The 19,887-nt window shown below is 75.8% G+C and carries 26 protein-coding genes, 1 tRNA gene and 1 pseudogene; 4 read left to right on the forward strand and 24 right to left on the reverse strand.

Annotation, left to right across the window (positions count from 1 at the left end):
* The first annotated feature begins 68 nt into the window (after positions 1-68).
* Positions 69-1,010 (forward strand): glycosyltransferase family 2 protein, encoded by a 942-nt coding sequence (locus tag KJP73_RS03305; RefSeq protein ID WP_213281331.1) that lies wholly within the window; start codon positions 69-71, stop codon positions 1,008-1,010.
* A 24-nt stretch (positions 1,011-1,034) separates the two neighbouring features.
* On the opposite strand, the gene KJP73_RS03310 is transcribed toward KJP73_RS03305, so the two are convergent.
* Genes KJP73_RS03310 through KJP73_RS03345 form a run of 8 tightly spaced genes read right to left on the reverse strand, consistent with a single transcriptional unit; the run spans position 1,035 to position 4,170 of the window.
* Positions 1,035-1,517, reverse strand: coding sequence for an NUDIX hydrolase (locus tag KJP73_RS03310; protein WP_213281332.1), 483 nt, complete (start codon positions 1,515-1,517; stop codon positions 1,035-1,037).
* A gap of 17 nt (positions 1,518-1,534) precedes the next feature.
* The gene (locus KJP73_RS03315) at positions 1,535-2,389 is read right to left on the reverse strand and encodes an NAD-dependent epimerase/dehydratase family protein (RefSeq protein WP_213281333.1); all 855 of its coding nucleotides are present in this window, start codon (positions 2,387-2,389) and stop codon (positions 1,535-1,537) included.
* Positions 2,382-2,753: a hypothetical protein gene (locus KJP73_RS03320; protein ID WP_213281334.1), complete on the reverse strand. Its 372-nt coding sequence runs from the start codon at positions 2,751-2,753 to the stop codon at positions 2,382-2,384. The genes KJP73_RS03315 and KJP73_RS03320 overlap by 8 nt, the downstream gene beginning before the upstream one ends.
* 49 nt (positions 2,754-2,802) lie before the next feature.
* A complete protein-coding gene (locus tag KJP73_RS03325; RefSeq protein WP_213281335.1) occupies positions 2,803-3,339 on the reverse strand; it encodes a hypothetical protein in 537 nt (178 codons plus the stop codon).
* A 4-nt stretch (positions 3,340-3,343) separates the two neighbouring features.
* The gene (locus KJP73_RS03330) at positions 3,344-3,592 is read right to left on the reverse strand and encodes a hypothetical protein (protein WP_213281336.1); all 249 of its coding nucleotides are present in this window, start codon (positions 3,590-3,592) and stop codon (positions 3,344-3,346) included.
* Positions 3,593-3,617: 25 nt separating this feature from the next.
* Positions 3,618-3,809 (reverse strand): hypothetical protein, encoded by a 192-nt coding sequence (locus KJP73_RS03335; RefSeq protein ID WP_213281337.1) that lies wholly within the window; start codon positions 3,807-3,809, stop codon positions 3,618-3,620.
* Entirely contained in the window at positions 3,806-4,072 is a 267-nt protein-coding gene (locus KJP73_RS03340; RefSeq protein WP_213281338.1) for a hypothetical protein, read from the reverse strand. The genes KJP73_RS03335 and KJP73_RS03340 overlap by 4 nt, the downstream gene beginning before the upstream one ends.
* Positions 4,069-4,170 carry an LPXTG cell wall anchor domain-containing protein gene (locus KJP73_RS03345; protein WP_213281339.1) on the reverse strand — a complete coding sequence of 34 codons (102 nt, stop codon included), beginning with the start codon at positions 4,168-4,170 and terminating at the stop codon, positions 4,069-4,071. Before KJP73_RS03345 ends, KJP73_RS03340 begins: the two co-directional genes overlap by 4 nt.
* Positions 4,171-4,298: 128 nt before the next feature.
* Here KJP73_RS03345 and KJP73_RS03350 point away from each other — a divergent pair, with 128 nt between their 5' ends.
* Positions 4,299-5,105 (forward strand): class I SAM-dependent methyltransferase, encoded by an 807-nt coding sequence (locus KJP73_RS03350; protein ID WP_213281340.1) that lies wholly within the window; start codon positions 4,299-4,301, stop codon positions 5,103-5,105.
* Positions 5,106-5,138: 33 nt separating this feature from the next.
* On the opposite strand, the gene KJP73_RS03355 is transcribed toward KJP73_RS03350, so the two are convergent.
* From KJP73_RS03355 to KJP73_RS03380, 6 genes are all read right to left on the reverse strand, one after another.
* On the reverse strand, positions 5,139-6,161 hold the full coding sequence (locus KJP73_RS03355) for an ROK family protein (RefSeq protein WP_249669066.1): 1,023 nt from the start codon (positions 6,159-6,161) through the stop codon (positions 5,139-5,141).
* The gene (locus KJP73_RS03360; protein ID WP_213281341.1) at positions 6,158-7,159 is read right to left on the reverse strand and encodes an asparaginase; all 1,002 of its coding nucleotides are present in this window, start codon (positions 7,157-7,159) and stop codon (positions 6,158-6,160) included. Before KJP73_RS03360 ends, KJP73_RS03355 begins: the two co-directional genes overlap by 4 nt.
* Positions 7,152-8,033, reverse strand: a complete 882-nt coding sequence (locus tag KJP73_RS03365; protein ID WP_213281342.1) for an amino acid ABC transporter permease — start codon at positions 8,031-8,033, stop codon at positions 7,152-7,154. Before KJP73_RS03365 ends, KJP73_RS03360 begins: the two co-directional genes overlap by 8 nt.
* The gene (locus KJP73_RS03370) at positions 8,030-8,674 is read right to left on the reverse strand and encodes an amino acid ABC transporter permease (RefSeq protein ID WP_213281343.1); all 645 of its coding nucleotides are present in this window, start codon (positions 8,672-8,674) and stop codon (positions 8,030-8,032) included. Before KJP73_RS03370 ends, KJP73_RS03365 begins: the two co-directional genes overlap by 4 nt.
* A gap of 106 nt (positions 8,675-8,780) precedes the next feature.
* Positions 8,781-9,743: a glutamate ABC transporter substrate-binding protein gene (locus tag KJP73_RS03375; RefSeq protein WP_213281344.1), complete on the reverse strand. Its 963-nt coding sequence runs from the start codon at positions 9,741-9,743 to the stop codon at positions 8,781-8,783.
* Positions 9,744-9,842: 99 nt separating this feature from the next.
* Positions 9,843-10,601, reverse strand: coding sequence for an amino acid ABC transporter ATP-binding protein (locus KJP73_RS03380; RefSeq protein WP_283770211.1), 759 nt, complete (start codon positions 10,599-10,601; stop codon positions 9,843-9,845).
* 132 nt (positions 10,602-10,733) lie between these two features.
* On the opposite strand from KJP73_RS03380, the gene KJP73_RS03385 reads away from it, so the two are divergent.
* Entirely contained in the window at positions 10,734-11,903 is a 1,170-nt protein-coding gene (locus KJP73_RS03385; RefSeq protein ID WP_249669067.1) for an ROK family protein, read from the forward strand.
* 34 nt (positions 11,904-11,937) lie between these two features.
* Here KJP73_RS03385 and KJP73_RS19610 read toward each other — a convergent pair whose 3' ends face one another.
* Together KJP73_RS19610 and KJP73_RS19175 are read right to left on the reverse strand one after the other, a co-directional pair.
* Entirely contained in the window at positions 11,938-12,249 is a 312-nt protein-coding gene (locus KJP73_RS19610) for a VOC family protein (protein WP_349628278.1), read from the reverse strand.
* A 110-nt stretch (positions 12,250-12,359) separates the two neighbouring features.
* Positions 12,360-12,641 (reverse strand): annotated as a pseudogene (locus KJP73_RS19175) (VOC family protein); the annotation flags it as partial.
* A 149-nt stretch (positions 12,642-12,790) separates the two neighbouring features.
* On the opposite strand from KJP73_RS19175, the gene KJP73_RS03395 reads away from it, so the two are divergent.
* Positions 12,791-13,489 carry a hypothetical protein gene (locus KJP73_RS03395; protein WP_249669069.1) on the forward strand — a complete coding sequence of 233 codons (699 nt, stop codon included), beginning with the start codon at positions 12,791-12,793 and terminating at the stop codon, positions 13,487-13,489.
* A gap of 77 nt (positions 13,490-13,566) precedes the next feature.
* Here the strand turns inward: KJP73_RS03395 and KJP73_RS03400 are convergent.
* From KJP73_RS03400 to proB, 8 genes are all read right to left on the reverse strand, one after another.
* A tRNA-Ala gene (locus tag KJP73_RS03400) sits at positions 13,567-13,639 on the reverse strand.
* Positions 13,640-13,726: 87 nt separating this feature from the next.
* Positions 13,727-14,422, reverse strand: coding sequence for a histidine phosphatase family protein (locus KJP73_RS03405; protein WP_213281346.1), 696 nt, complete (start codon positions 14,420-14,422; stop codon positions 13,727-13,729).
* Positions 14,419-14,817 (reverse strand): ribosome silencing factor, encoded by a 399-nt coding sequence (gene rsfS / locus KJP73_RS03410; protein WP_213281347.1) that lies wholly within the window; start codon positions 14,815-14,817, stop codon positions 14,419-14,421. Before rsfS ends, KJP73_RS03405 begins: the two co-directional genes overlap by 4 nt.
* A 35-nt stretch (positions 14,818-14,852) precedes the next feature.
* A complete protein-coding gene (locus KJP73_RS03415; protein ID WP_213281348.1) occupies positions 14,853-16,355 on the reverse strand; it encodes a hypothetical protein in 1,503 nt (500 codons plus the stop codon).
* Positions 16,352-16,954, reverse strand: a complete 603-nt coding sequence (gene nadD, locus KJP73_RS03420; protein WP_213281349.1) for a nicotinate-nucleotide adenylyltransferase — start codon at positions 16,952-16,954, stop codon at positions 16,352-16,354. The genes KJP73_RS03415 and nadD overlap by 4 nt, the downstream gene beginning before the upstream one ends.
* A gap of 28 nt (positions 16,955-16,982) precedes the next feature.
* Positions 16,983-17,138, reverse strand: coding sequence for a hypothetical protein (locus KJP73_RS03425; protein WP_213281350.1), 156 nt, complete (start codon positions 17,136-17,138; stop codon positions 16,983-16,985).
* 72 nt (positions 17,139-17,210) lie between these two features.
* Positions 17,211-18,545: a glutamate-5-semialdehyde dehydrogenase gene (locus KJP73_RS03430; RefSeq protein WP_213281351.1), complete on the reverse strand. Its 1,335-nt coding sequence runs from the start codon at positions 18,543-18,545 to the stop codon at positions 17,211-17,213.
* A gap of 43 nt (positions 18,546-18,588) precedes the next feature.
* Positions 18,589-19,728: a glutamate 5-kinase gene (gene proB / locus KJP73_RS03435; RefSeq protein WP_249669070.1), complete on the reverse strand. Its 1,140-nt coding sequence runs from the start codon at positions 19,726-19,728 to the stop codon at positions 18,589-18,591.
* Positions 19,729-19,887: the final 159 nt, after the last annotated feature.

A 19,887-nucleotide genomic window follows, 5' to 3' on the forward strand; every position in this document is an offset into this window, starting at 1 on the left:
CCGCATACTCGGCTGCGGAGGCAGCGCGGCCCCCGCCCACGGACATCGAGGCGGACGGAGCCCGAGAGATGGCAGGACGCACCACGCCGGAGGTCTCGGTCGTGCTGTGCACGCGGGACGGCGCCGAGCGGCTCGGGCCCACGCTCGAGCACCTGCGGGTCGCCCTCGACCACGCGGAGCGCGCCGACCTGCCCGCGGAGGTCGTCGTCGTCGACAACGCCTCGACCGACCGGACGCCCGTCGTGCTCGCCGCCGTGGCCCGGCGGGACCCGCGGGTGCGCGTGGTCGAGGAGCGCCGCCCGGGGATCGCGCGGGCCCGGAACCGCGGCGTGGCGGCCGCCGCGGCTCCGGTGCTGCTCTTCACCGACGACGACGTGCGCGTCCCGCCGGACTGGGTCGAGCGGATGGCCACCCCGCTGCGGCGCGGCGACGCGGACGTGGTCAACGGGTCCGTCGCGCTCGCCCCGCACCTGCACCGGCCCTGGCTCAGCCCGGCGCTCGCGTCCGCGTACTTCGCGGTCGTGCCGGACCCGCCCGTGGTGGGCCGCGAGTTCGCCGCCGCGAGCCTCGGCACGACGCGGGAGGTGCTGGACACGGTGCCGTTCGACGAGTCGCTCGGCACCGCCCGCTACCCCGGCGCCGAGGACACGGTGTTCCGGCTGGACGCGCTGCAGGCCGGGTTCCGGCAGGCCGGCGTCGGCGGAGCGACCGTCGAGCACCACCCCGACGCCGACCGCCTGGACGCCCGCCGGCTCGCGCGGCAGGCGACGGGTCGCGGGCGCGGCGAGGCCTACCTGGCGCACCACCTGCACGGCCGGAACCCGCCCGTGGCGACGTCCCTCGCCAAGCTCGTGGCCCTCCGCGTGCTGCTCGGGACCCGCGTCGTCACCGCGCGGGGCGGCGTGGACGAGGAGGCGCTGCGGCTGCGGCGCCGGGTGGCGTTCCACCGGGAGCTCCTGACGCTCCGGCGGGAGGGCCGGCGGCACGGGGTCCCGCGGCGCACGTCCTGACGACCCGGTCCGGCGCGGGACGGGTCAGACCGCGAACCGTGCGTCCCCCGCGGGCTGCAGCGCGTGCGCGACCCGGGCGTGCATCTCCGCCGACATCTCCGGCAGCGCGTCCAGGCGGAACCAGCGCGCCTCGGAGTTCTCGCCGTCGCCCGGCCCGGGCTCGCCCGACACCCACCGGAAGCGGAACGTCAGGTCCAGGTACTGCGACTGGTCGCCGTTGGCGTAGGTCATCGGCGGCAGCGCGTGCACCCACGCCAGGCGCTCGGCGACGGCGACCACCTCGGTCTCCTCCAGCACCTCGCGGGCGCCGGCGATCGCGGGCTCCTCCCCCGGGTCGATGATCCCGGTCACCGGCGTCCACGCCCCGTTGTCGGCGCGCCGGACCAGCAGCACCTCCTCGCCGCCGCCCGCGGCGGGCCGCAGCACCACCGCGCTGACGCCGGAGAGCCACAGCAGGTCGTGGCCGATCTTCTCGCGCAGGTCCAGGACGAAGTCAGGGGTGGGCACGCGACGATGCTAGGCGCTCAGCCCCGCGCGACCTCGTCGCGCCACGAGTGCTGCGGCGCGAACCCCAGCAGCTCCCGCGCCGCGTCGATCGCCAGCAGCGTCTCGTAGGTGCCGAGCTCCTTGCGCACCTCGACACCCGGGAACTCGGCCGCCAGGAGCTCGGCCGACGGGGTGTCCATGATCGTGTCGGCGGCCGCGATGATGACGTTCTGCGAGCCCGTCGTCTCGACCTCCAGCGCCAGCCGGAACGCCGTCGCCGCGTCGCGCACGTCGATGTAGCCCCACAGGTTCCACCGCCGCAGCGCCGGGTCCGCCCAGTACGACGGCACCTGCGCGTACGCCTCCCGCGGGAACACGTTGGACAGCCGCAGCCCGACGAACGGGATGCCGGACCACTGCGACACCTGCGCGGCGACGTCCTCGCTCAGCACCTTGGACAGCGCGTAGGTGCTGGTGGGGTACGGGAAGTGCGCCTCGTCGACCGGCGCGTACAGCGGCGGGACGTCGAACGGCAGGCCGAGCGTCGTCTCGCTGGACGCCCACACCACCTTGCGCAGGCCCAGGCGCTGCGCGGCGAGGAACACGTTGTTGTTCGCGGCGAGGTTCCGGTTCAGGGTGTCGGGCGGGCTCTCCATGCCGGGCTGCGGGATGTTCGCGAGGTGCACGACCGCGGAGCAGCCCGCGAGCGCCTCCACCGCCTGCCCGTAGTCCGCGAGCTCGGCGCGCATCACGTCCACGCCCAGCCCGGCGCGCTCCCCGAAGGGGCCCTGCACGTCGGTGGCGTGCACGGCGTACCCGTGGTCCAGCAGGTCCTGCACCACCGCGCGGCCCACCTTGCCCAGCGCGCCGGTCACGGCGACGGTCTCAGTCATGCGGGCCATCCTGTCCCGCCCGGGCGCGGCGAGCCACCTCGGCGCGAGGCGGTGCGTCCGCCTCGCGTCGCCGGCGCACCCGCACGCCGACCAGGAACCCGGCGAGCAGCACCGCCGCCAGGACGACCAGGTACCAGGAGTCCGCGAACCCGTCGGTGACGGCCAGCAGGACGACGACACCGACCAGCAGCACGGCAGCGAGCGACACCGCGACCACGTCCAGCACCCGGCGCCCGCGCTCGGTCAGCCGGTCCATGCCGAGGCTCGCGAGCGCCACGCCGCTCGCGGTGGCGCACACGAGGGCCCAGCCCGGCTCGCCCGTGACCGCGGACAGGACCAGCCCGGTCACGCCGAGCGCGATCACGCCCAGGACGTAGACCGCGAGGGGGGCCGGCTCCGGCGGGCGGGCGTCGTCACGCGCGGGCCTCCACCCGCTCGATCGTGAGCGTCGCCCGCGGCGCGGTGACCATCCGCCAGATCATCGAGAACGGCAGCCCGGTCCGGACCTCGACCCGCTCACCCGGGGCGAGGTCGAGCTCCAGCGCCGGCGAGGTCGTCCAGTCCATCGACGCCCGCACCCGGTGCCTGCCCGGCGGCACCTCGACCTCCAGGGCCGTGAGCGGCTTGAGCCGGGCGACCTCGGCCCCGTCGACCGTCACGCGGATGTGGCGCAGCATCCCGGCGGAGTCGTCCCCGCGGGACAGCAGCAGCCGTGCGGGCGGTCCGGGGCGCTCGACCGGTGACGGCATGTCCCGGTCGTGCGCGCGGTCGGCGTCCCGCGCACCATGGCTCCGCCCGATGACGGCGGTCCAGCCGACGACGAGCACCACGGCAGCACCCGCGGCCGACGGCCAGGAGAACCCGCCGCCCGCCACGACGCCGATCACCACCGCGACCACGCCGAAGGCGCTCGCCACGACGATCAGCCAGAACGGCAGGTCGCGCCTCACGCCGTCACCAGTCCAGCCCGAGCAACGACAGCACGATCATCACCGCACCGATCACCATCCACCCCACTCCGACGCGACCGGTGGTCCGCCCGGTGTTCTTCGCGCGGACCTGCCGGACCATCGCACCGTCGCCGAACGTCTGCTGCTGCATCGCCGACGTCGTGCGGGCGACCCGTTCGCGGTGCCGGACGAGCGCAGCGCCCGCGAGCACCACGACCACCCCGGTGAGGAGAGCCGGCCAGAACACCGTCACGCGACACCCCTCCTCTGCAGCACCCTCATGACGTCAGCGACCGGACGGCGACGTAGGCCACCGCGGCGATGCCCACGACAGCCGCAGTGGCCTGGACCCGCCGGCGCCTGCGGGGGTCGTCGCGGAACCGGAACAGCAACCACGCCGTCAGCAGGACGAGCGCGGCCGCCACCGCCGCCTCGGCCGTCGAGATGCTGCCGCCGCCGGTGCCGGTCACGCCGCCTCCTCTGGTCCGTGGCCGCGGGGGCCGGCCGGCCTCGCTCGGCGTCGCTGCCGGTACGACGCGATCCCGATCACCACCAGGAGCACGGTCAGGACGCCGAGCAGCACGAGCACCCACACCGGGGCCCCGACGAAGGCGCCGGACGCGATGACGACCACCTCGCAGACCGCGATGGTGGCGTACAGCCCCCAGTGCGGCAGCGGCCCCCGCGGCTTGGTGAAGCCCAGGAAGCGCAGGACCTCGCTGGTGTCCGTCATCGCCGCCGCCGGTGCAGCACCAGCGCGACCAGCAGCACGACCACCACGCCGGCCAGGAGCACGCCGATCGGGACGCTCCCGCCCTCAGCCCCGCGCACGCCGTCCGCCCTTCGTCTCCGACCCGTGCCCGCACTCTGCCTGGTCAGACGTCACCCGGCCGGACGAAACGGACATTTCACTCGGACGGGGGACCGTGCGGGCGGAGACTGGGGACGGAGGTGCCGCCATGACGCAGGAGCCCTACACCGGCCGGGCGACGACGTTCGACACGGCCGCCGAGCTGTACGAGCGGGCACGGCCGGGCTACCCGCCGGCGATGTTCGCGGACCTGGCCGCCGCGCTGGGGCGGGGCACGGAACCCGCCCGCGTGCTGGAGATCGGCGCCGGCACCGGCCAGGCCACGCGCGGGCTGCTCGACCGGGGCTGGCACGTCGTGGCGCTCGAGCCGGGCGCCCGGCTCGCCGCGGTAGCGCGCCGCGTCCTGGCCGGGCGGGGCGACGTCGAGGTGGTCGAGCAGCCGTTCGAGCGCTGGGAGCCGCACGACGCCCGGCCGTTCGACCTGGTGCTGGCGGCGACCTCGTGGCACTGGGTCGACCCGCAGGTCGGGTACCGCCGGGCCGCCGAGCTGCTGCGCCCGGGCGGCCACCTCGCGGTCGTCACCACCGAGCACGTGCTCCCGCCGGACGGCGACGACTTCTTCCGCCAGGTCGAGGCCGCGTACGACGAGGTCGGCCTGGGCGACGGACAGGGCGGGCCGGCGCACCCCGACACGATCGAGCCGCCGGACGTCGCCGCCCTGCGCGCCAGCGGGTACTTCGGGGAGCCCGCGGTGCGCCGGTACCTCTGGGCCCTGGACTACACGGCGGACGCGTACGTGGCGCTGCTGTCGACGTACTCGAACCACATCGCCGCGACGCCCGAGCAGCGCGAGACCCTGTTCGCCGCGGTCCGCGACCTCATCGGCCGGCGCCCGTCCGGGACCGTGCGCAAGCACTACCTGACCCTGGTGCAGGACGCGCCCCGGGCCCCGTGACGCCGGGCCCCGCACCCTCGGGCCCGTGACCGATCAGGCCCCCGCCACCGCCGCGGCACCGCGGCCGACCAGCGCCGCCGCGTCCCACGCCGCCGGGACGTCCCCGTGGCCGGCGTGCCGGAACGCCAGCACCGACGCGCCGATCCGGCCGCCGTGCGCCCCGAGCTCCGCGACCCGCACCGGGGGCGCCGCCCGCCACGCGAGCCCGGCGTCGAGCGCCGCCCGCACCGGGGTGAGCAGGCGGTCCCCGGAGGCGAGGAACCCACCGCCGAGCACGACGACCGCCGGGTCGAGCAGCAGCGTGACGGTGACCAGCCCCTGCGCGAGGGCGCGCACGGCGTCCGCCCAGACGGCGTCCGCGTCGGGGTCCGCGCCCACGAGGTCGACGACCTGCTCCGCGCGCAGCGCCCGCCCGGTGCGGGCCGCGTACCGGCGCGCGAGCCCGGCGCCCGAGACGTACACCTCGAGGCAGCCGCGCTGCCCGCACGTGCACGGCTCGCCGTCGGCGACCACGGGGATGTGCCCGAGCTCGCCGGAGCCGCCGGTCGCGCCGGCCACGGCGGCACCGGCGGAGGTCAGCGACGCGGCGATGCCGGTGCCGATCGGGACCAGCACCACGTCGGCGTACCCGCGGGCGGCGCCGAACAGCTGCTCGGCGAGCCCCGCGGCCCGCACGTCGTGGCCGGTCGCGACGGGGATGCCGAGGGCGTCGGTCAGGCGGTCACGCAGCGGCACGTCCCGCCAGCCGAGGTTGGAGGCGTAGGCGACCACGCCGGTGCGCTCATCGAGCAGCCCCGGCGTCACCACGCCCGCGGCCACCACCCGCCGGCCGAGGTCGTCCGCCGCCTCGGTGAGTCCCCGCACGGCGTCGGCCACGGCCGTCACGGCGGCGTCGCCCGAGCCGGTGACGGTCGTCGAGGTGAGCACCGCGCGCCCGTCGGCGCCGACCAGCGCGGCCTTCGTGGTGGTGCCGCCGACGTCGACCGCGACCACGGACCGGGGGTCTGGCAGGTCGTCGCGGTCGGCCGAGCGGCGCAGGCGGTCCTCGACCCTCACGCCGCTGACCCGCCCCGGGCCGCGACCCAGCCCTCGACGGCCGCGCCGGGGGCGATCTCGCCGACCGGGAGCCCGCCGCCCAGCACGGGCACCGACGCGAACGCCGCGGCACCCGACACGTCGACGCCCAGCGCGCCGAGCACGCGCAGCGCCACGACGGTCGTCGCCCGCGGGGAGCCGTCGACGACCTTCATCGCGACCGCCTGCCCGGTGCGCGCGGCGACGCCGATGACGCCCTCGGCCCCGCCCTTCGCGACGGCGCCCGGGACGCCGCGCATCACCTCGGTGTTCTGGTGCCCGCTGCCCCCGACGTAGAACGGGTGCTCCCGCATGGCGTCGGCGACGAGCCCGGCGGGCGTGCCCGGCTCGGCGGTCGCGACGGCACGGAAGGCGGTCGCGAGGCCCAGCACCGTGGTGCCGAACAGCGGCGCGCCGCAGCCGTCCACCGCGTCGTGCCGGACGTCGGCTCCCGTGATCTCGGCCGTGGTGCGCCGCACGTGCTGCTGCAGCGGGTGGTCGACCGCCAGGTAGTCGTCGGTGCTCCAGCCGTTCACCGCGCAGGCGAGCAGCATCGCGGCGTGCTTGCCGGAGCAGTTCATCCGGACCCGGCTGCGCTCCTGCCCCGCGCGGATCAGCCGCACGCGGGTGCCCTCGTCCTCCGGCCAGTCGACCGGGCAGCGCAGGGCGTCGTCGTCCAGCCCCGCGCGCTCGAGCAGCGACCGGACGACCCGGACGTGCTCGTCCTCGCCGGTGTGGCTGCCCGCGGCGATCGCCAGCTCCGGCCCGGTCAGCGGCGCGCCGGCGGTCAGGCACGCGAGCGCCTGCACGGGCTTGGTGGTGGAGCGCGGGAGCACGGTGCCGTCGAGGTCGCCGACGGCCAGCGCGACGGACCCGTCGGCGTCGAGGGCCACGAGGGTCCCGAGGTGGCGGCTCTCCACGAGGCCGGAGCGGGTGACGACGGCCAGCTCGGCCAGGGCGGGTGCGGAGGTGTCAGGCACGGAGGGTCTCCAGGTCGGGGGTGGGTGCGGCGCCGGGCGTCGCGGCCGGCGCGGGCGTGCGGCGGCGCATGCGGTCCTGCAGGCGCGAGGCCAGGGCGGACAGCGAGCCGTTGCACACCAGGTAGATGAGGGTCACGGCGAGGAACGTCTGCACGAGCAGCCGGTTGTACGCGGACAGCACCTGCGCCCGGTACAGCAGCTCGGTGAACGCGACGACGTAGCCGAGGGAGGTGTCCTTGATGAGGCTGACCAGCTGCGTGACCAGCGACGGCGTGACGTACCGGACGGCCTGCGGCAGGACGACCAGGCGCATCACCTGGTGCCGCCGCATCCCGAGGCTCAGGGCGGCCTCGGTCTGGCCCTTCGGCAGGCTCTGGATGCCGGCGCGGACGATCTCGGCGATGACGGCCGAGTTCGCGACGGTGAGCGGCACCACGAGCTTCCACAGCACCGGCAGGTTGATGCCGTACCGCGGCAGGCCGAAGAGCATGAGGTAGATCAGCAGGAGCACGGGGATGGTGCGGCCGATCTCGACCAGCGCCGTCGCGACCCAGCGCAGCGGCCGCACGTGGCTCAGCCGGCCCAGGGCGAGCAGCACGCCGATCGCGCCGCCGAGCACGGCGACCACCGCGGCCGCCTGCAGGGTCCCGCCCAGCCCGACCAGCAGGTACTGCCAGATCGGCCACTGCGTGAACGGGGTCCACTTCTCGGCGTCCAGCTGCCCGTGGGAGGCGAACTGCACCAGACCGGCGGTGATGAGCCCGGCGATCACCAGCACGCTGACCACCGAGGCGATCCGGGTGCGCCGGCGCGTGCGGGGACCGGGGGCGTCGTACAGGAAGGAGGCCGCGTTCCGGCCGGAGGAGCTGCTCACCGGGAGATCGCCACCTTCTTCTCGATGCGGCCGGCTGCCAGGCCGATCGCCAGGGCGATGGCCATGTAGACCAGGCCGGCGCCGGCGAAGATCGGGATGGGCTGGGCCTCGACGAGGTTGACCTTGTTCACCGCGGACGTGAGCTCGACGACGCCGACCGTCGCGGCGAGCGCGCTGTTCATGACGAGCGCGATCATCACGTTGCCCAGCGGCTGCACCACCGCGCGCAGCGCCTGCGGCACGACGACGAGCCGCAGGATCTGGGGCAGGCGGAGCCCCAGCGCGCGGGCGGCCTCGAGCTGCCCGGGCGGGATGGTGTTGACGCCGCTGCGCACCGCCTCGGCGACGTAGGCCGCCTCGTACACGGCCAGCACCACGACGGCCGTGGTGGTCAGCGGCATGATCAGGCCGGCGTCCGGCAGCGCGAACACCGCGAGCAGCAGCAGCGCCAGCAGGGGGACGTTGACGAAGAACTGCACGTAGGCGAACGCCGCCCCGCGCAGCACGGGCACCGGGCTGACCCGGGCGATCGTGACCAGGGTGCCGAGCACCAGAGCGGCGGCACCCGCCACGAGCGTGATCATGACCGTCGTGCCCAGCGCCCGCAGCAGCGGGTCGAGGTTGTCGATCAGGGCCTGCATGTCGTCCTCCGCCGGCCGCTGCGCGTGCAGCGGCCGGAGCCGTCGGGTGGGGTCGGCCGCGTCCCGGGCCTCAGGGGTGCCCGGGACGCGGCCGAGTTCGGGTGGCTCAGGAGCCGGGGACCGAGCCGATCTCCGGCGGGGTCGGGGCGTCGTCGTCCGAGACCGTGCCGAGGCTGGCCTCCCAGACGGCGGCCCACTGGCCCTCGTCCTCGATCGTCTCGAGCCAGGTGTTCACGAACTCCTTGAAGTCCGCGTCGTCGTGCTTGAGGCCGATGCCGTACGGCTCCGCGGTGAACGGCTCGCCGACGATCTTGATGTCGCCGTTCGACGCCGCGTTGGTCGCCAGCAGGATGTAGTCCTGCACGTAGGCGTCGCCGCGGCCCTGCACGAGCGCCTGCACGGCCTGCGGGTCCGTCGCGAAGCTGGTGACCTCGGCGGTCGGCTGCTCCTCGGGCACCGCGGTCACGGCGGGGGTGTTCGCCCCGACGATCACGGTCTTGCCGCCCAGGTCGTCGATCCCCGAGATGTCGTCGTTGTCGGCCTTCACCGCGACCGCGAGGCCCGACGTGAAGTACGGGCCGGCGAAGCTGATCTGCTCCGCGCGCTCCTCGGTGATCGTGTAGGTGTTGAAGACGACGTCGACGGTGCCGTTCTGCAGCAGCGCCTCGCGGGTCTCGGACGCCGGCGGGACGATCTCGATGTTCGGCTCGCCGAGGATGTAGATCGCCAGCAGCTTCGCCAGGTCGATGTCGAAGCCCGTGACGTCGTCGGGGTTCGTCGGGTCCTGCTGCGAGAGCAGCGGGGCGTCGAGGGCGGCGCCGACGCGCAGCACGCCCCGCTCCTTGATGGCGGCCATCGTCGAGTCCGGGAGGATGTCGGCGTCGTCGGCGACGGGCGCGTCGGCGAACACGGCCTCGAGGCCCGTGGCCTCGGCGGACTCGGACGAGTCGTCGGCCGGCGGCACGCCGGTGCCCGACGAGTCGCTCGAGCAGGCCGCGGTGGTCAGCGCCACCGCGGTGAGCAGCGCGGCGAGGACGGGGGTCCGTCGCCGGGTGAGCAGAGAGCGCATGTGCCTGCCTTTCGGGTCACGGCCACGAGGGCCGGGGGTGGGAGGTGCAGGTGGTGCCGGCTCGTGGCCGTGGTGGGTCGGTGCTGGTGCGGAGCTGGGTCAGTGCTGGAGCACGGACGCGAGGAACGCCCGGGCGCGGTCGCTGCGGGTGGCGTCGAAGAACTCGGCGGGCGGCGCCTGCTCGACGATCTGCCCGGCGTCCATGAACACGACGCGGTCGGCCACCCGGCGGGCGAAGCCCATCTCGTGGGTGACGACGACCATCGTCATGCCCTCGGCGGCGAGGCCCGTCATGACGTCGAGCACCTCGTTGACCATCTCGGGGTCGAGGGCCGAGGTCGGCTCGTCGAACAGCATGACCTTGGGCTGCATCGCCAGGGCGCGGGCGATCGCCGCGCGCTGCTGCTGCCCGCCGGACAGCTCGGCGGGGTGCCGGTGCGCCTTGTCCGCGATGCCGACGCGCTCCAGCAGCGCCATGGCGCGCTCGCGGGCCTCGGCCCGGGGCGTGCGCCGCACGGCGACCGGCGCCATCGCGACGTTGTCCAGGACGGTGCGGTGGCCGAACAGGTTGAACTGCTGGAACACCATGCCGACGTCGGCGCGCAGGCGGGCCAGCGCGGCGCCCTCCTCGGGCAGCAGCTCCCCGTCGACGCGGATCTCCCCGGAGTCGATCACCTCGAGCCGGTTGATCGTGCGGCAGAGCGTCGACTTGCCGGAGCCGGAGGGCCCGACGACCACGACGACCTCGCGCGGAGCGACCTCCAGGTCGATGTCGCGCAGCACGTGCAGGGCGCCGAAGTGCTTGTCGACCCCCCGCATGCTGACCATCGGCGCGGGTGTGGGCGTCGTCGCGCTCATCCGTCATCCGTCCTCTCGCTGAAGGTTGCGTGACGGTGAGCCTAAGACCTGATCGTTACGTCCACGTTTCGACACACTTCATCCATATTCGGCGTAACTTCGCGAACATGGACCTCCTGGTTGACTAGCCCCGTGACCACCGACACGTTCCCGCCCTCGCCGTCGTCGCCGGGCTCCGTCCTGGCGCTCGTCCGTGCGGGCGCGGCGTCGCGGGCCGACGTCGCCCGGCTCGCCGCCCTGTCCCCCACGACGGTGGCGGCCCGGGTCGAGTGCCTGGTCCGTGCGGGCTACCTGCGCGAGGCCGGCGACGGCCCGTCCCGCGGCGGACGCCGTCCCCGCCGGCTCGAGGTCTCCCCGGCGCTCGGCGTGGTCGTCGGCGTGGACCTCGGGGTCCAGCACGCGACGTTCGGCCTGGTCGACGCAGCAGGGACCCTGCTCGCGCGCCGCGACGTCGCCGCCGCCGTCTCCGACGGCCCCGACGCGGTTCTCGACGCGGTCGTCCGGGAGGTCGAGGCCCTGCGCGCCGAGCACGCGCCGGACGTCCCCCTGCTCGCCGCGTGCGTCGGCGTGCCCGGGCCGGTCGACGCCCGCACCGGCCGCGTCGTCTCCCCCGCGCGGATGCCCGGCTGGAACGGCACCGACGTCGCCGGGGTCCTCACCCCGCGCCTGGGCGTGCCAGTGCTGGTCGAGAACGACGCGAACCTCATGGCCCTGGGCGAGCACGCCGGCAGCGGCTTCGACGTCGAGCACCTGGTGTTCGTCAAGGTCGGCTCGGGCATCGGCTGCGGCGTCGTCGCCTCCGGTGCCCTGCACCGCGGCGCGCAGGGCTTCGCCGGCGACATCAGCCACGCCTCCGTGCCCGACGCCCCGCCGGTGCCCTGCTCGTGCGGGCGGGCCGGCTGCCTCGACGCGGTCGCGTCAGGCGCGGCCCTGGTCCGGCAGCTGCAGGAGGCCGGTGCCGGCGTCACGGGCATCGACGACCTCGTGGCCCTGGCCCGGGACGCCCACCCCGAGGCCACGAACCTGCTGCGCGAGGCCGGCGCCCGAACCGGTGCCGTCCTGTCGACGATCATCAACTTCTTCAACCCCGACCGGCTCGTGGTCGGCGGCCAGCTCGCCGAGGCCGACGCCTTCGTCGCCGGAGTGCGGTCCGCGGTCTACGCGCGCTGCCTGCCGATGGTCACCGACCACCTCGACGTCCGGTCCACCCGCGTCGGCCGCGAGGCGGGCATCCGCGGGGCGGCCCGCACGGCGCTGGACCACGTGCTCGCCCCCGGGACGGTCGACGCCGCGCTGCGCTGATCCCGGGGGCCGTCCGCACGCCGTCCGGCAGCCGTCAGCCGGCGGTGAGCCGGAACAGCCCGCCGTCGGGATCTGTCAGCTCCACCACGCCGTCTGCCCGGCCGCCCAGCCGCCGGGCCCCCAGCCCGCCCAGGCGCGCCACCTCGGCGTCGAGGTCACCGTCGACGACCGCGAGCTCGAACCACTGCCGGTCCCGGCCGCGCCAGGTCGGCACCGGCGGACCGCCCACGCGACCTTGGTGCCACCCCGCGGGTGCTGGACCGCCGTCTCCTCGTCGTGGTCCCACACCAGGGGCCAGCCGAGCGCCTCCGCCCAGAAGAGCCCGACGTCGCGGCTCCCCTCGCACGCGACCTCGCCCAGGAACCCGCAGCCCGCCAGGAACGTGTTCCCCGGCTCGATGACGCAGAGCGCGTCCCCCTCGGGGTCCGCGAGCACCACGTGCCCCTCCTCCGGGAGCTGCCCCACGTCCAGGTGGGCCCCGCCGAGCGCGAGCGCCTGGGCGACCACGCGGTCCTGGTCGGCGCGCGTGGTGCTGGTCAGGTGCAGGTGCAGCCGGTCCGGCCCCGCCTGCCCGGCGCGGCTCTCCGTGAAGCGCAGACCGACCTGGGTGCCGGCGGCCGGCAGCAGCACCCCGCGCGCGTCGGCCACCGCGTGCCGCCCGAGCACGGCCGCCCAGAACGCGGCCGCCCGGGCGGGATCGCGCACGCCGAACGCGACGGCCACCAGCCGGCAGGACATCCTCGGACGGTAGCCGCCCCGCGCACGGACGGTCCCGTCATCTCCGTCCCGCCGGGCGCACCGTTGCGGTCGCGGTCCGGATCGGGCGCACGTACGTTGCGAGGAACCGAGGCTGACCGGCCCCGCACCACACGAGGAGGACACGGGCCATGAGCACCGCCAGCGGTTCCAGCACCCCCGACCACGCCGCCGACGAACCTCGCGCGGCGCATGCCGCCCACGCGGCCGGCACCCCCGAAGACCGCCCCTCGGAGGGCGCCGTCTCCGCGAAGGCCTTCGGCCGCGACCGCGAGACCGTGGTCGCCCGCGAGAAGGAGGAGTACGGCGGCATCAAGCTCGGCTCCGCCTTCTTCGGCTGGCTCACGGCCACCGGCACCGCCGTCCTGCTGACCGCGCTCGCCGCAGCAGCCGGAACGGCCGTGGGCCTCGCCAACGACACGTCGGTCGACGAGGTGGCCGACCAGGCGTCGTCCGACCCGGGGTCGATCGGCTGGATCGGCGCGATCGTCCTGGCGGTCGTGCTGTTCGTCGCCTACTACTGCGGCGGGTACGTGGCCGGGCGGATGGCCCGGTTCAACGGCGCGAAGCAGGGCCTCGCGGTGTGGCTGTGGGCGGTCGTGATCGCGGTGGTCGTCGCCGTCCTCGCGGCCGTCGCCGGCGACCAGTACGACGTCCTCGGCCGCCTCGACAGCTTCCCGCGCATCCCGGTCGCCGAGGGCGATCTCACCACCGGCGGCATCATCGCGCTGCTGGTCGTCGCGGCCGTCAGCCTCGCGGGCGCGGTCCTCGGCGGCCTCGCCGGCATGCGGTTCCACCGGAAGGTCGACCGGGCCGGTCTGGGTCGCTGACCCTCGCGCGACAGCAGCGCACCCCCGCAGGAACGACGAAGCGGGCGAGAGCTTCCGCTCTCGCCCGCTTCGTGATGTGGAGCTGAGGGGATTCGAACCCCTGACCCCCTGCATGCCATGCAGGTGCGCTACCAGCTGCGCCACAGCCCCGTGATCAGGCCGGAAGGCCGTCACACCACCCGCTGAGCGGGCGTCCTGAACTCTACTTGAACTGCGCCGAGGACGCGAATCGGCTGGTCACGCCGGGTCCCGCACCTCTTCGTCCATGGTCGGCTCCGGGCGGTCGGGCCCGGCGTTCCAGTCGGACGAGGCGTGCACCGGGCCGACGTTCAGCGCCTCCAGCCGCCACGCCAGGCCGGCGCCCGGCCGGGCCGGCTGGAGCTCCGCCCAGTGCGCGTTCGACATGCCGGACAGCCCCCGCCACTCCGGCGGCAGGCCCAGCAGGCCGACCAGGCCGAGGTTGATCGCCGCCCCGTGCGAGACGACCACCAGGGTGTCGTCCTTGCCGAGGTCCGCGGCCTGCTCGGTGACCGCCTCCACCATGCGTGCCTGCACCTGCGCGCGCGTCTCCGCACCCACCCGCTCCGGCTCCCGGCCGGCGACCCAGGCGGCGTGCTGCTCGGGCCAGCGCTCCGCGATCTCCGCGGACGTCATGCCCTCCCAGTCGCCGAACGACCGCTCACGGACGCGGACGTCCGTCTCGAGCGGCAGGCCCGTGCGCTCGGCGAGGGCCTTGGCCGTCGCGTGGGCGCGCACCAGGTCGGACGCGATGATCCGCGTCGGCCGGTACCGGCTCGCGAGCGCCGCCGCTGCGGTCTCCGCCTGCCACGTGCCGACGTCGTCCAGCGGGATGTCCGACTGGCCCTGCAGCCGGGCGCTCGCGTTGTGCGCGGTCCGCCCGTGCCGCCAGAAGACGACGCGCCCGGCAGTCACTCCCCGGCCGCCTCGGCGCCCTCGGGGGTGCCGTGCACGTCCGCCGGCAGCTCGATGACCGGGCAGTCCTTCCACAGGCGCTCGAGCGCGTAGTAGGTGCGGTCCTCGGCGTGCTGCACGTGCACGACGATGTCGCCGAAGTCGATGAGGACCCAGCGGCCCTCGGACTTGCCCTCGCGGCGCAGCGGCTTGGCGCCGAGCTTGTGCAGCGACTCCTCGACGGCGTCGACGATCGCGCCGACCTGCCGCTCGTTGGTGCCCGACGCGATGACGAACGCGTCCGTGAGGACGAGCTGGGCGCTCACGTCGAGCGCGATGATCTCTTCGGCCTTGAGGTCGGCGGCGGCACGGGCGGCCGCCACGGTGAGCTCGACGGCGCGGTCGGATGCCGACACGGGTCTCCTCGGGGTGGTTCTACGGGTGGTGCGGGTCAGGGTGCGGGCGCGGCGTCGAGCGCCGCGAGCGCGATCGCGGGCACGTCGGGGCCCGCGGCGTCCGTCGCGGTGTTCGCGACGAAGATGATGAGGAAGCCGAGCACGAACGCGACGACCGCCAGGATGATCCACTGCAGCCACGTGAACGGCAGCGGCTTGCGGATCCGCTCCGGCTGCTCGAGCTCCTCGTCGTCGTCCACGGCCGGGACGGCGCCCCCGATGATCTGCCCGGTGGGGTCGGTCTGCTCCGCCTCCGGGACCGGCGTCGGGGCGGGGGCCATCGCCTTGAGCAGGGACTGCCACTGCGGGACGGGGACCTCGTCGGCGTCGGGCTCGGCGGCCGGGGCCGGTGCCGCCCCCGTCGTGGGCGAGGCGGCGGTCGCGGGCGAGGCGGCAGTCGCGGGCGAGGCGGCGGTCGCGGGCCTGGCGGAGGCCGAGGCGGCGGTCGCCGACGCCGCTCCCGTCGCGGGCGAGGCGGCGGTCCCCGACGACGCGGCGGTGCCCGAGGGCGCCGGCGGCGACCACTGCCGCGCTCCGGGCGACGTCGGCGCGGGACGCGTGGGAGCTGCCGGCGTGGCGGCGGTCGGCGCGGCGCCCGGCGCCTGCCGTACCGCTCCGGCCGCTCCCGGCGCGGTGGGAGCCGGCGCCGGCCGGTTGCCTCCGACGGCTGCGGGGCTCGGCGGCGTCGGCCGGACGGCGTCCGCGAGCCGGTCCCGGGACGGCGTCCGCGCCCCGGAGTCCGGGGTCGCGGGTGCGGCTGGGGCGGCTGGGGCGGCTGGGGCGGCGGGTGCGGTGCGGGCCGCCGGAGCCGGGCGGGACGGCTCACCGGCAGGGACCGAGGGCGTCGTGGGGCGCGCGGCGGGGACGGCAGGCGACGTCGCAGGACGCGGCGGTGCAGGGGGTGCCGCCGCCGGTGCGGCGTCGTCCGGCACGGTGGTGCGGATCGAGCGACGGGTCCGGGCGGGCGCGTCGGGCTGGATGCCGGGCACCTGGTACGGCGTGGCACCGCCGGGCCGGCCGTCGGGCCCGACCGCGGGCACGGGCTGGTTGCGCAGCGCGCGGCGGGAGGTGCCGGCGCCCGTGGGGGCGGCAGCAGCAGGGGCGGCCGGCGACGACGGGGCCGGCGCCGGGCGCGCGGGCGCGGGCGACTGCGAGGGCGTGGCCGGCCGCGACGACGCGGCGGGCGGGGCGGGCGCGGCAGGCTGGGCGGGCGCGGCAGGCCGTGCGGCTCCGGCCGGCTGCGAGGCTCCGGCGGGCCCAGCGGACTGGGCGGACGCGGCAGGCCGAGCGGGTGCGGCGGGCTGGGCGGACGCAGGCGCGCCGGAGCGGGCGCGCTGCGCCGGGGCACCCCCCGCCGGAGCAGCACCGGCCGTCCCGCCGCCGCGTGCGTCCCCGGGGTCGCCGGAGGCACCCTGCGCCGCGCGCTCCTGGGCGGCGAGCCGGGCGGCCTCGCGCTCCCGCAGCTCCCGACGGGTCAGCGGCGTGCCGGGTGTGCTCATGACTGACTTCCTCGGTACAGACCGTGCTTGGCGATGTACTGGACGACGCCGTCCGGCACCAGGTACCAGACGGGCTTGCCGCCGCGCGCGCGCTCGCGCACGTCGGTGGACGAGATGGCCAGCGCCGGGATCTCCCACTGGCTGACGCGGTCGGGCGGCAGCCCGTCGACGGACAGCGTGTGGCCGGGCCGGGTCACGGCGACGAACTGCGCACGCTCGAACAGCTCGGCCGAGTCCTTCCACTGCAGGATCTGCTCGATCGCGTCGGCCCCGGTGATGAAGTACAGGTCGGCGTCGGGTCGCTCGTGGGCGAGGTCCCGGAGCGTGTCGACCGTGTAGGTCAGGCCGGGACGGTCGATGTCGACGCGGCTGACCGTGAAGCTGGGGTTCGACGCCGTGGCGATCACCGTCATGAGGTACCGGTGCTCGGCGGGCGTGACCACGACGTCCTGCTTGAACGAGGGCGCGCCCGTGGGGACGAACACGACCTCGTCGAGGTCGAAGCGGGCGGCGACCTCGCTGGCGGCGACGAGGTGGCCGTGGTGGATGGGGTCGAACGTGCCGCCCATCACCCCGAGCCGGGCTCGTCGCTGCGTCATCGGATGCGGGTCCCCTGCGCCGGCGCGGTCAGTCGTGGCGCGTGCCGACGCTCCGGAAGGCGTAGGTCACGAGCAGCAGGGCGATGAGGGCACCGAAGCCCGCGATGCCGAAGACGATCGGCTCGAAGGGCAGCTCGACGGTCTGCTCGGCGGCTGCCTCGGCGGCGCGCAGCGCAGCGTTCACGTGGTCCTCCCGGGACGGGTCGAAGTGAGGGTCCAGTGTCGCACGTCCGGCACCTGCCACGAGGGCAGGAGCTCACGGACGGGTGTGCCCGTCGCCGTGCACCACCCACTTGGTGGTGGTGAGCTCCCCGAGACCCATCGGGCCGCGGGCGTGCAGCTTCTGCGTGGAGATGCCGATCTCGGCACCGAGGCCGAGCTGGCCGCCGTCGGTGAACCGCGTCGAGGCGTTCACCATGACCGCCGCGGAGTCCACCTCGGCGACGAACCGCTCGGACGCCGCGAGGTCGCGCGTGACGATCGCCTCGGTGTGCCCGGAGCTCCACGTGCGGATGTGCTCCAGCGCGGCGTCGAGGTCGTCGACGACGCGGACCGCGAGGTCGAGGGACAGGTACTCCGTCGCCCAGTCCTCGTCGGTGGCCGGCACGACCGGCACCCCCGCGGGGGCGAGGTCGGCCGTCGCGGCGTCGCCGTGCACCGTCACGCCGGCGTCGGCGAGCGCGGTCAGGGCGGACGGCAGGAACCCGGCAGCGGCGTCGCGGTGCACGAGCAGCGTCTCGGCGGCGTTGCACACACCGACCCGCTGGGTCTTCGCGTTGAGCAGGATCGGCAGCGCCATCGCGGGGTCGGCGGTCGCGTCCACGTAGACGTGCACGTTCCCGACGCCGGTCTCGATGACCGGCACGGTCGCCTCGCGCACGACGGTCCGGATGAGGTCGGCGCCGCCGCGTGGGACGAGCACGTCCACCAGCCCGCGCGCGTGCATGAGGGCCACTCCCCCGGCCCGACCGTACGCGTCGATGGACTGCACGAGGTCCGCCGGCAGCCCCTGCGCGACGAGCGCGTCCCGCAGGACGTCGACGACGACCTCGTTGCTGCGCGCCGCGGCCGAGCCGCCGCGGAGGACCACCGCGTTGCCGCTCTTGAGCGTGAGGCCGACGGCGTCGACCGTGACGTTCGGCCGGGCCTCGTAGATCATGCCGACCACGCCCATCGGGACGCGCACCTGGCGCATCCGCAGGCCGTTCGGCAGCGTCGACCCGCGGACGACCTCCCCCACCGGGTCGGGCAGCGCCGCGACCTCCCGCAGGGCGTCGGCGATGGACCCGATCCGCTCCGGGGTCAGCGCCAGCCGGTCGAGCAGGCCGGGCGACGTGCCGTTCGCGCGGCCGCGCTCCAGGTCGTCGGCGTTGGCGGCGACGATCGCGTCGGCCCTGGCCACGAGCGCGTCCGCGAGGGCGTGCAGCGCCGCGTCCTTCGTGCCGCGGGTGGCGACGGCCAGCGCGCGGGCGGCGGTCTTCGCGCGCCGGGCGACGTCCAGCACGGCGTCGGTGACGTCCGTCGGCGCCGGGGCCGGCGTCGACGCGAGCTGCGCCCCGTCCGTGGCCGGGGCGTCGAGGGAGGTGGTCATCGGGCAAGCGTAGACCCGACCGGTGACGCCCTCCCGGTGCGTCTCAGCGGCGGCGGCGCACCAGCACCATGTCGTCGCGGTGCACCAGCTCGCGGTCGTAGCCGGGGCCCAGGTCGGCCCGCAGCTCGGCGGTCCCGCGCCCGAGCAGGTCCGGCACCTCCTGCGACGCGTACGCCACGAGCCCGCGCGCGACGACGGTGCCGTCCGCCGCGGCGATCTCGACCGGGTCGCCCGCCTCGAACTCCCCGTGGACGGCCGTGACCCCCGCCGGGAGCAGCGACTTGCCGCGCTCCACCACGGCCCGCACGGCACCGTCGTCGAGCACCAGCCGCCCGTGGGTGCGGGCCGCGTACGCGAGCCACAGCAGCCGGGTCGACGCCCGCTTGCCGGTCGCCGCGAACCAGGTCCCCACGTCGGCGCCCTCCAGCGCGGGGGCGACCTGGGCGGCGGACGTCAGCACGACGGGGATGCCCGACGCGGTGGCGATGGCGACGGACTCGAGCTTGGTGACCATCCCGCCCGTGCCGACCCGGCTGCCGCGCGCGGAGACGTCGACCCCCTCCAGGTCCTTCGGGCCGCGGACCTCCGCGATGCGCCGGGAGCCGGGCCGGTTCGGGGGCCCGGTGTACAGCCCGTCGACGTCGGTGAGCAGCGCCATGGCGTCGGCGTGCACGAGGTGCGACACCAGCGCGGCGAGGCGGTCGTTGTCGCCGAACCGGATCTCGTCCGTGGCGACCGTGTCGTTCTCGTTGACGATCGGCACGATGCCGAGGTCCAGCAGCCGGTCGAGCGCGCGCTGGGCGTTGCGGTACTGCCCGCGTCGCATCGTGTCGTCGGCGGTGAGCAGCACCTGACCGACCCGGAGCCCGTGGTCGGCGAACGCTCGCGTGTAGTGCGCGACCAGCAGGCCCTGCCCCACCGAGGCGGCGGCCTGCTGGGTCGCGAGGTCGCGCGGCCGGCGCGCGAGCCCGAGCGGGTCCATGCCGGTCGCGATCGCGCCGGACGACACGAGGACGACCTGGCGACCGCCCGTGACCCGGGCGGCGAGCACGTCGACCAGCGCCCGCAGCCGGGCGGGGTCGAGCTTGCCGGTCTCGTCCGTCAGGGACGACGAGCCCACCTTGACCACCACACGGCGGACCTCGGGCAGCAGGCGGCGGTCGGACAGCGCGGCAGCACTCACGCCCGCATCATCCCAGGCGACCCGCGGCCGCCGCGGAGCCATCCGCCCCCCGGGACGCCCCTGCTACGCGAAGTGGAGCGATCGGCCCCACACGCCGGGGCGTGTCGGGCGGATCGCTCCACTTCGCGTAGCAGGGGCGTCCCGGGGGGCGGATGGCTC

This window comes from Cellulomonas hominis (genome assembly GCF_901521055.1).
Lineage (GTDB): Bacteria > Actinomycetota > Actinomycetes > Actinomycetales > Cellulomonadaceae > Cellulomonas > Cellulomonas endometrii.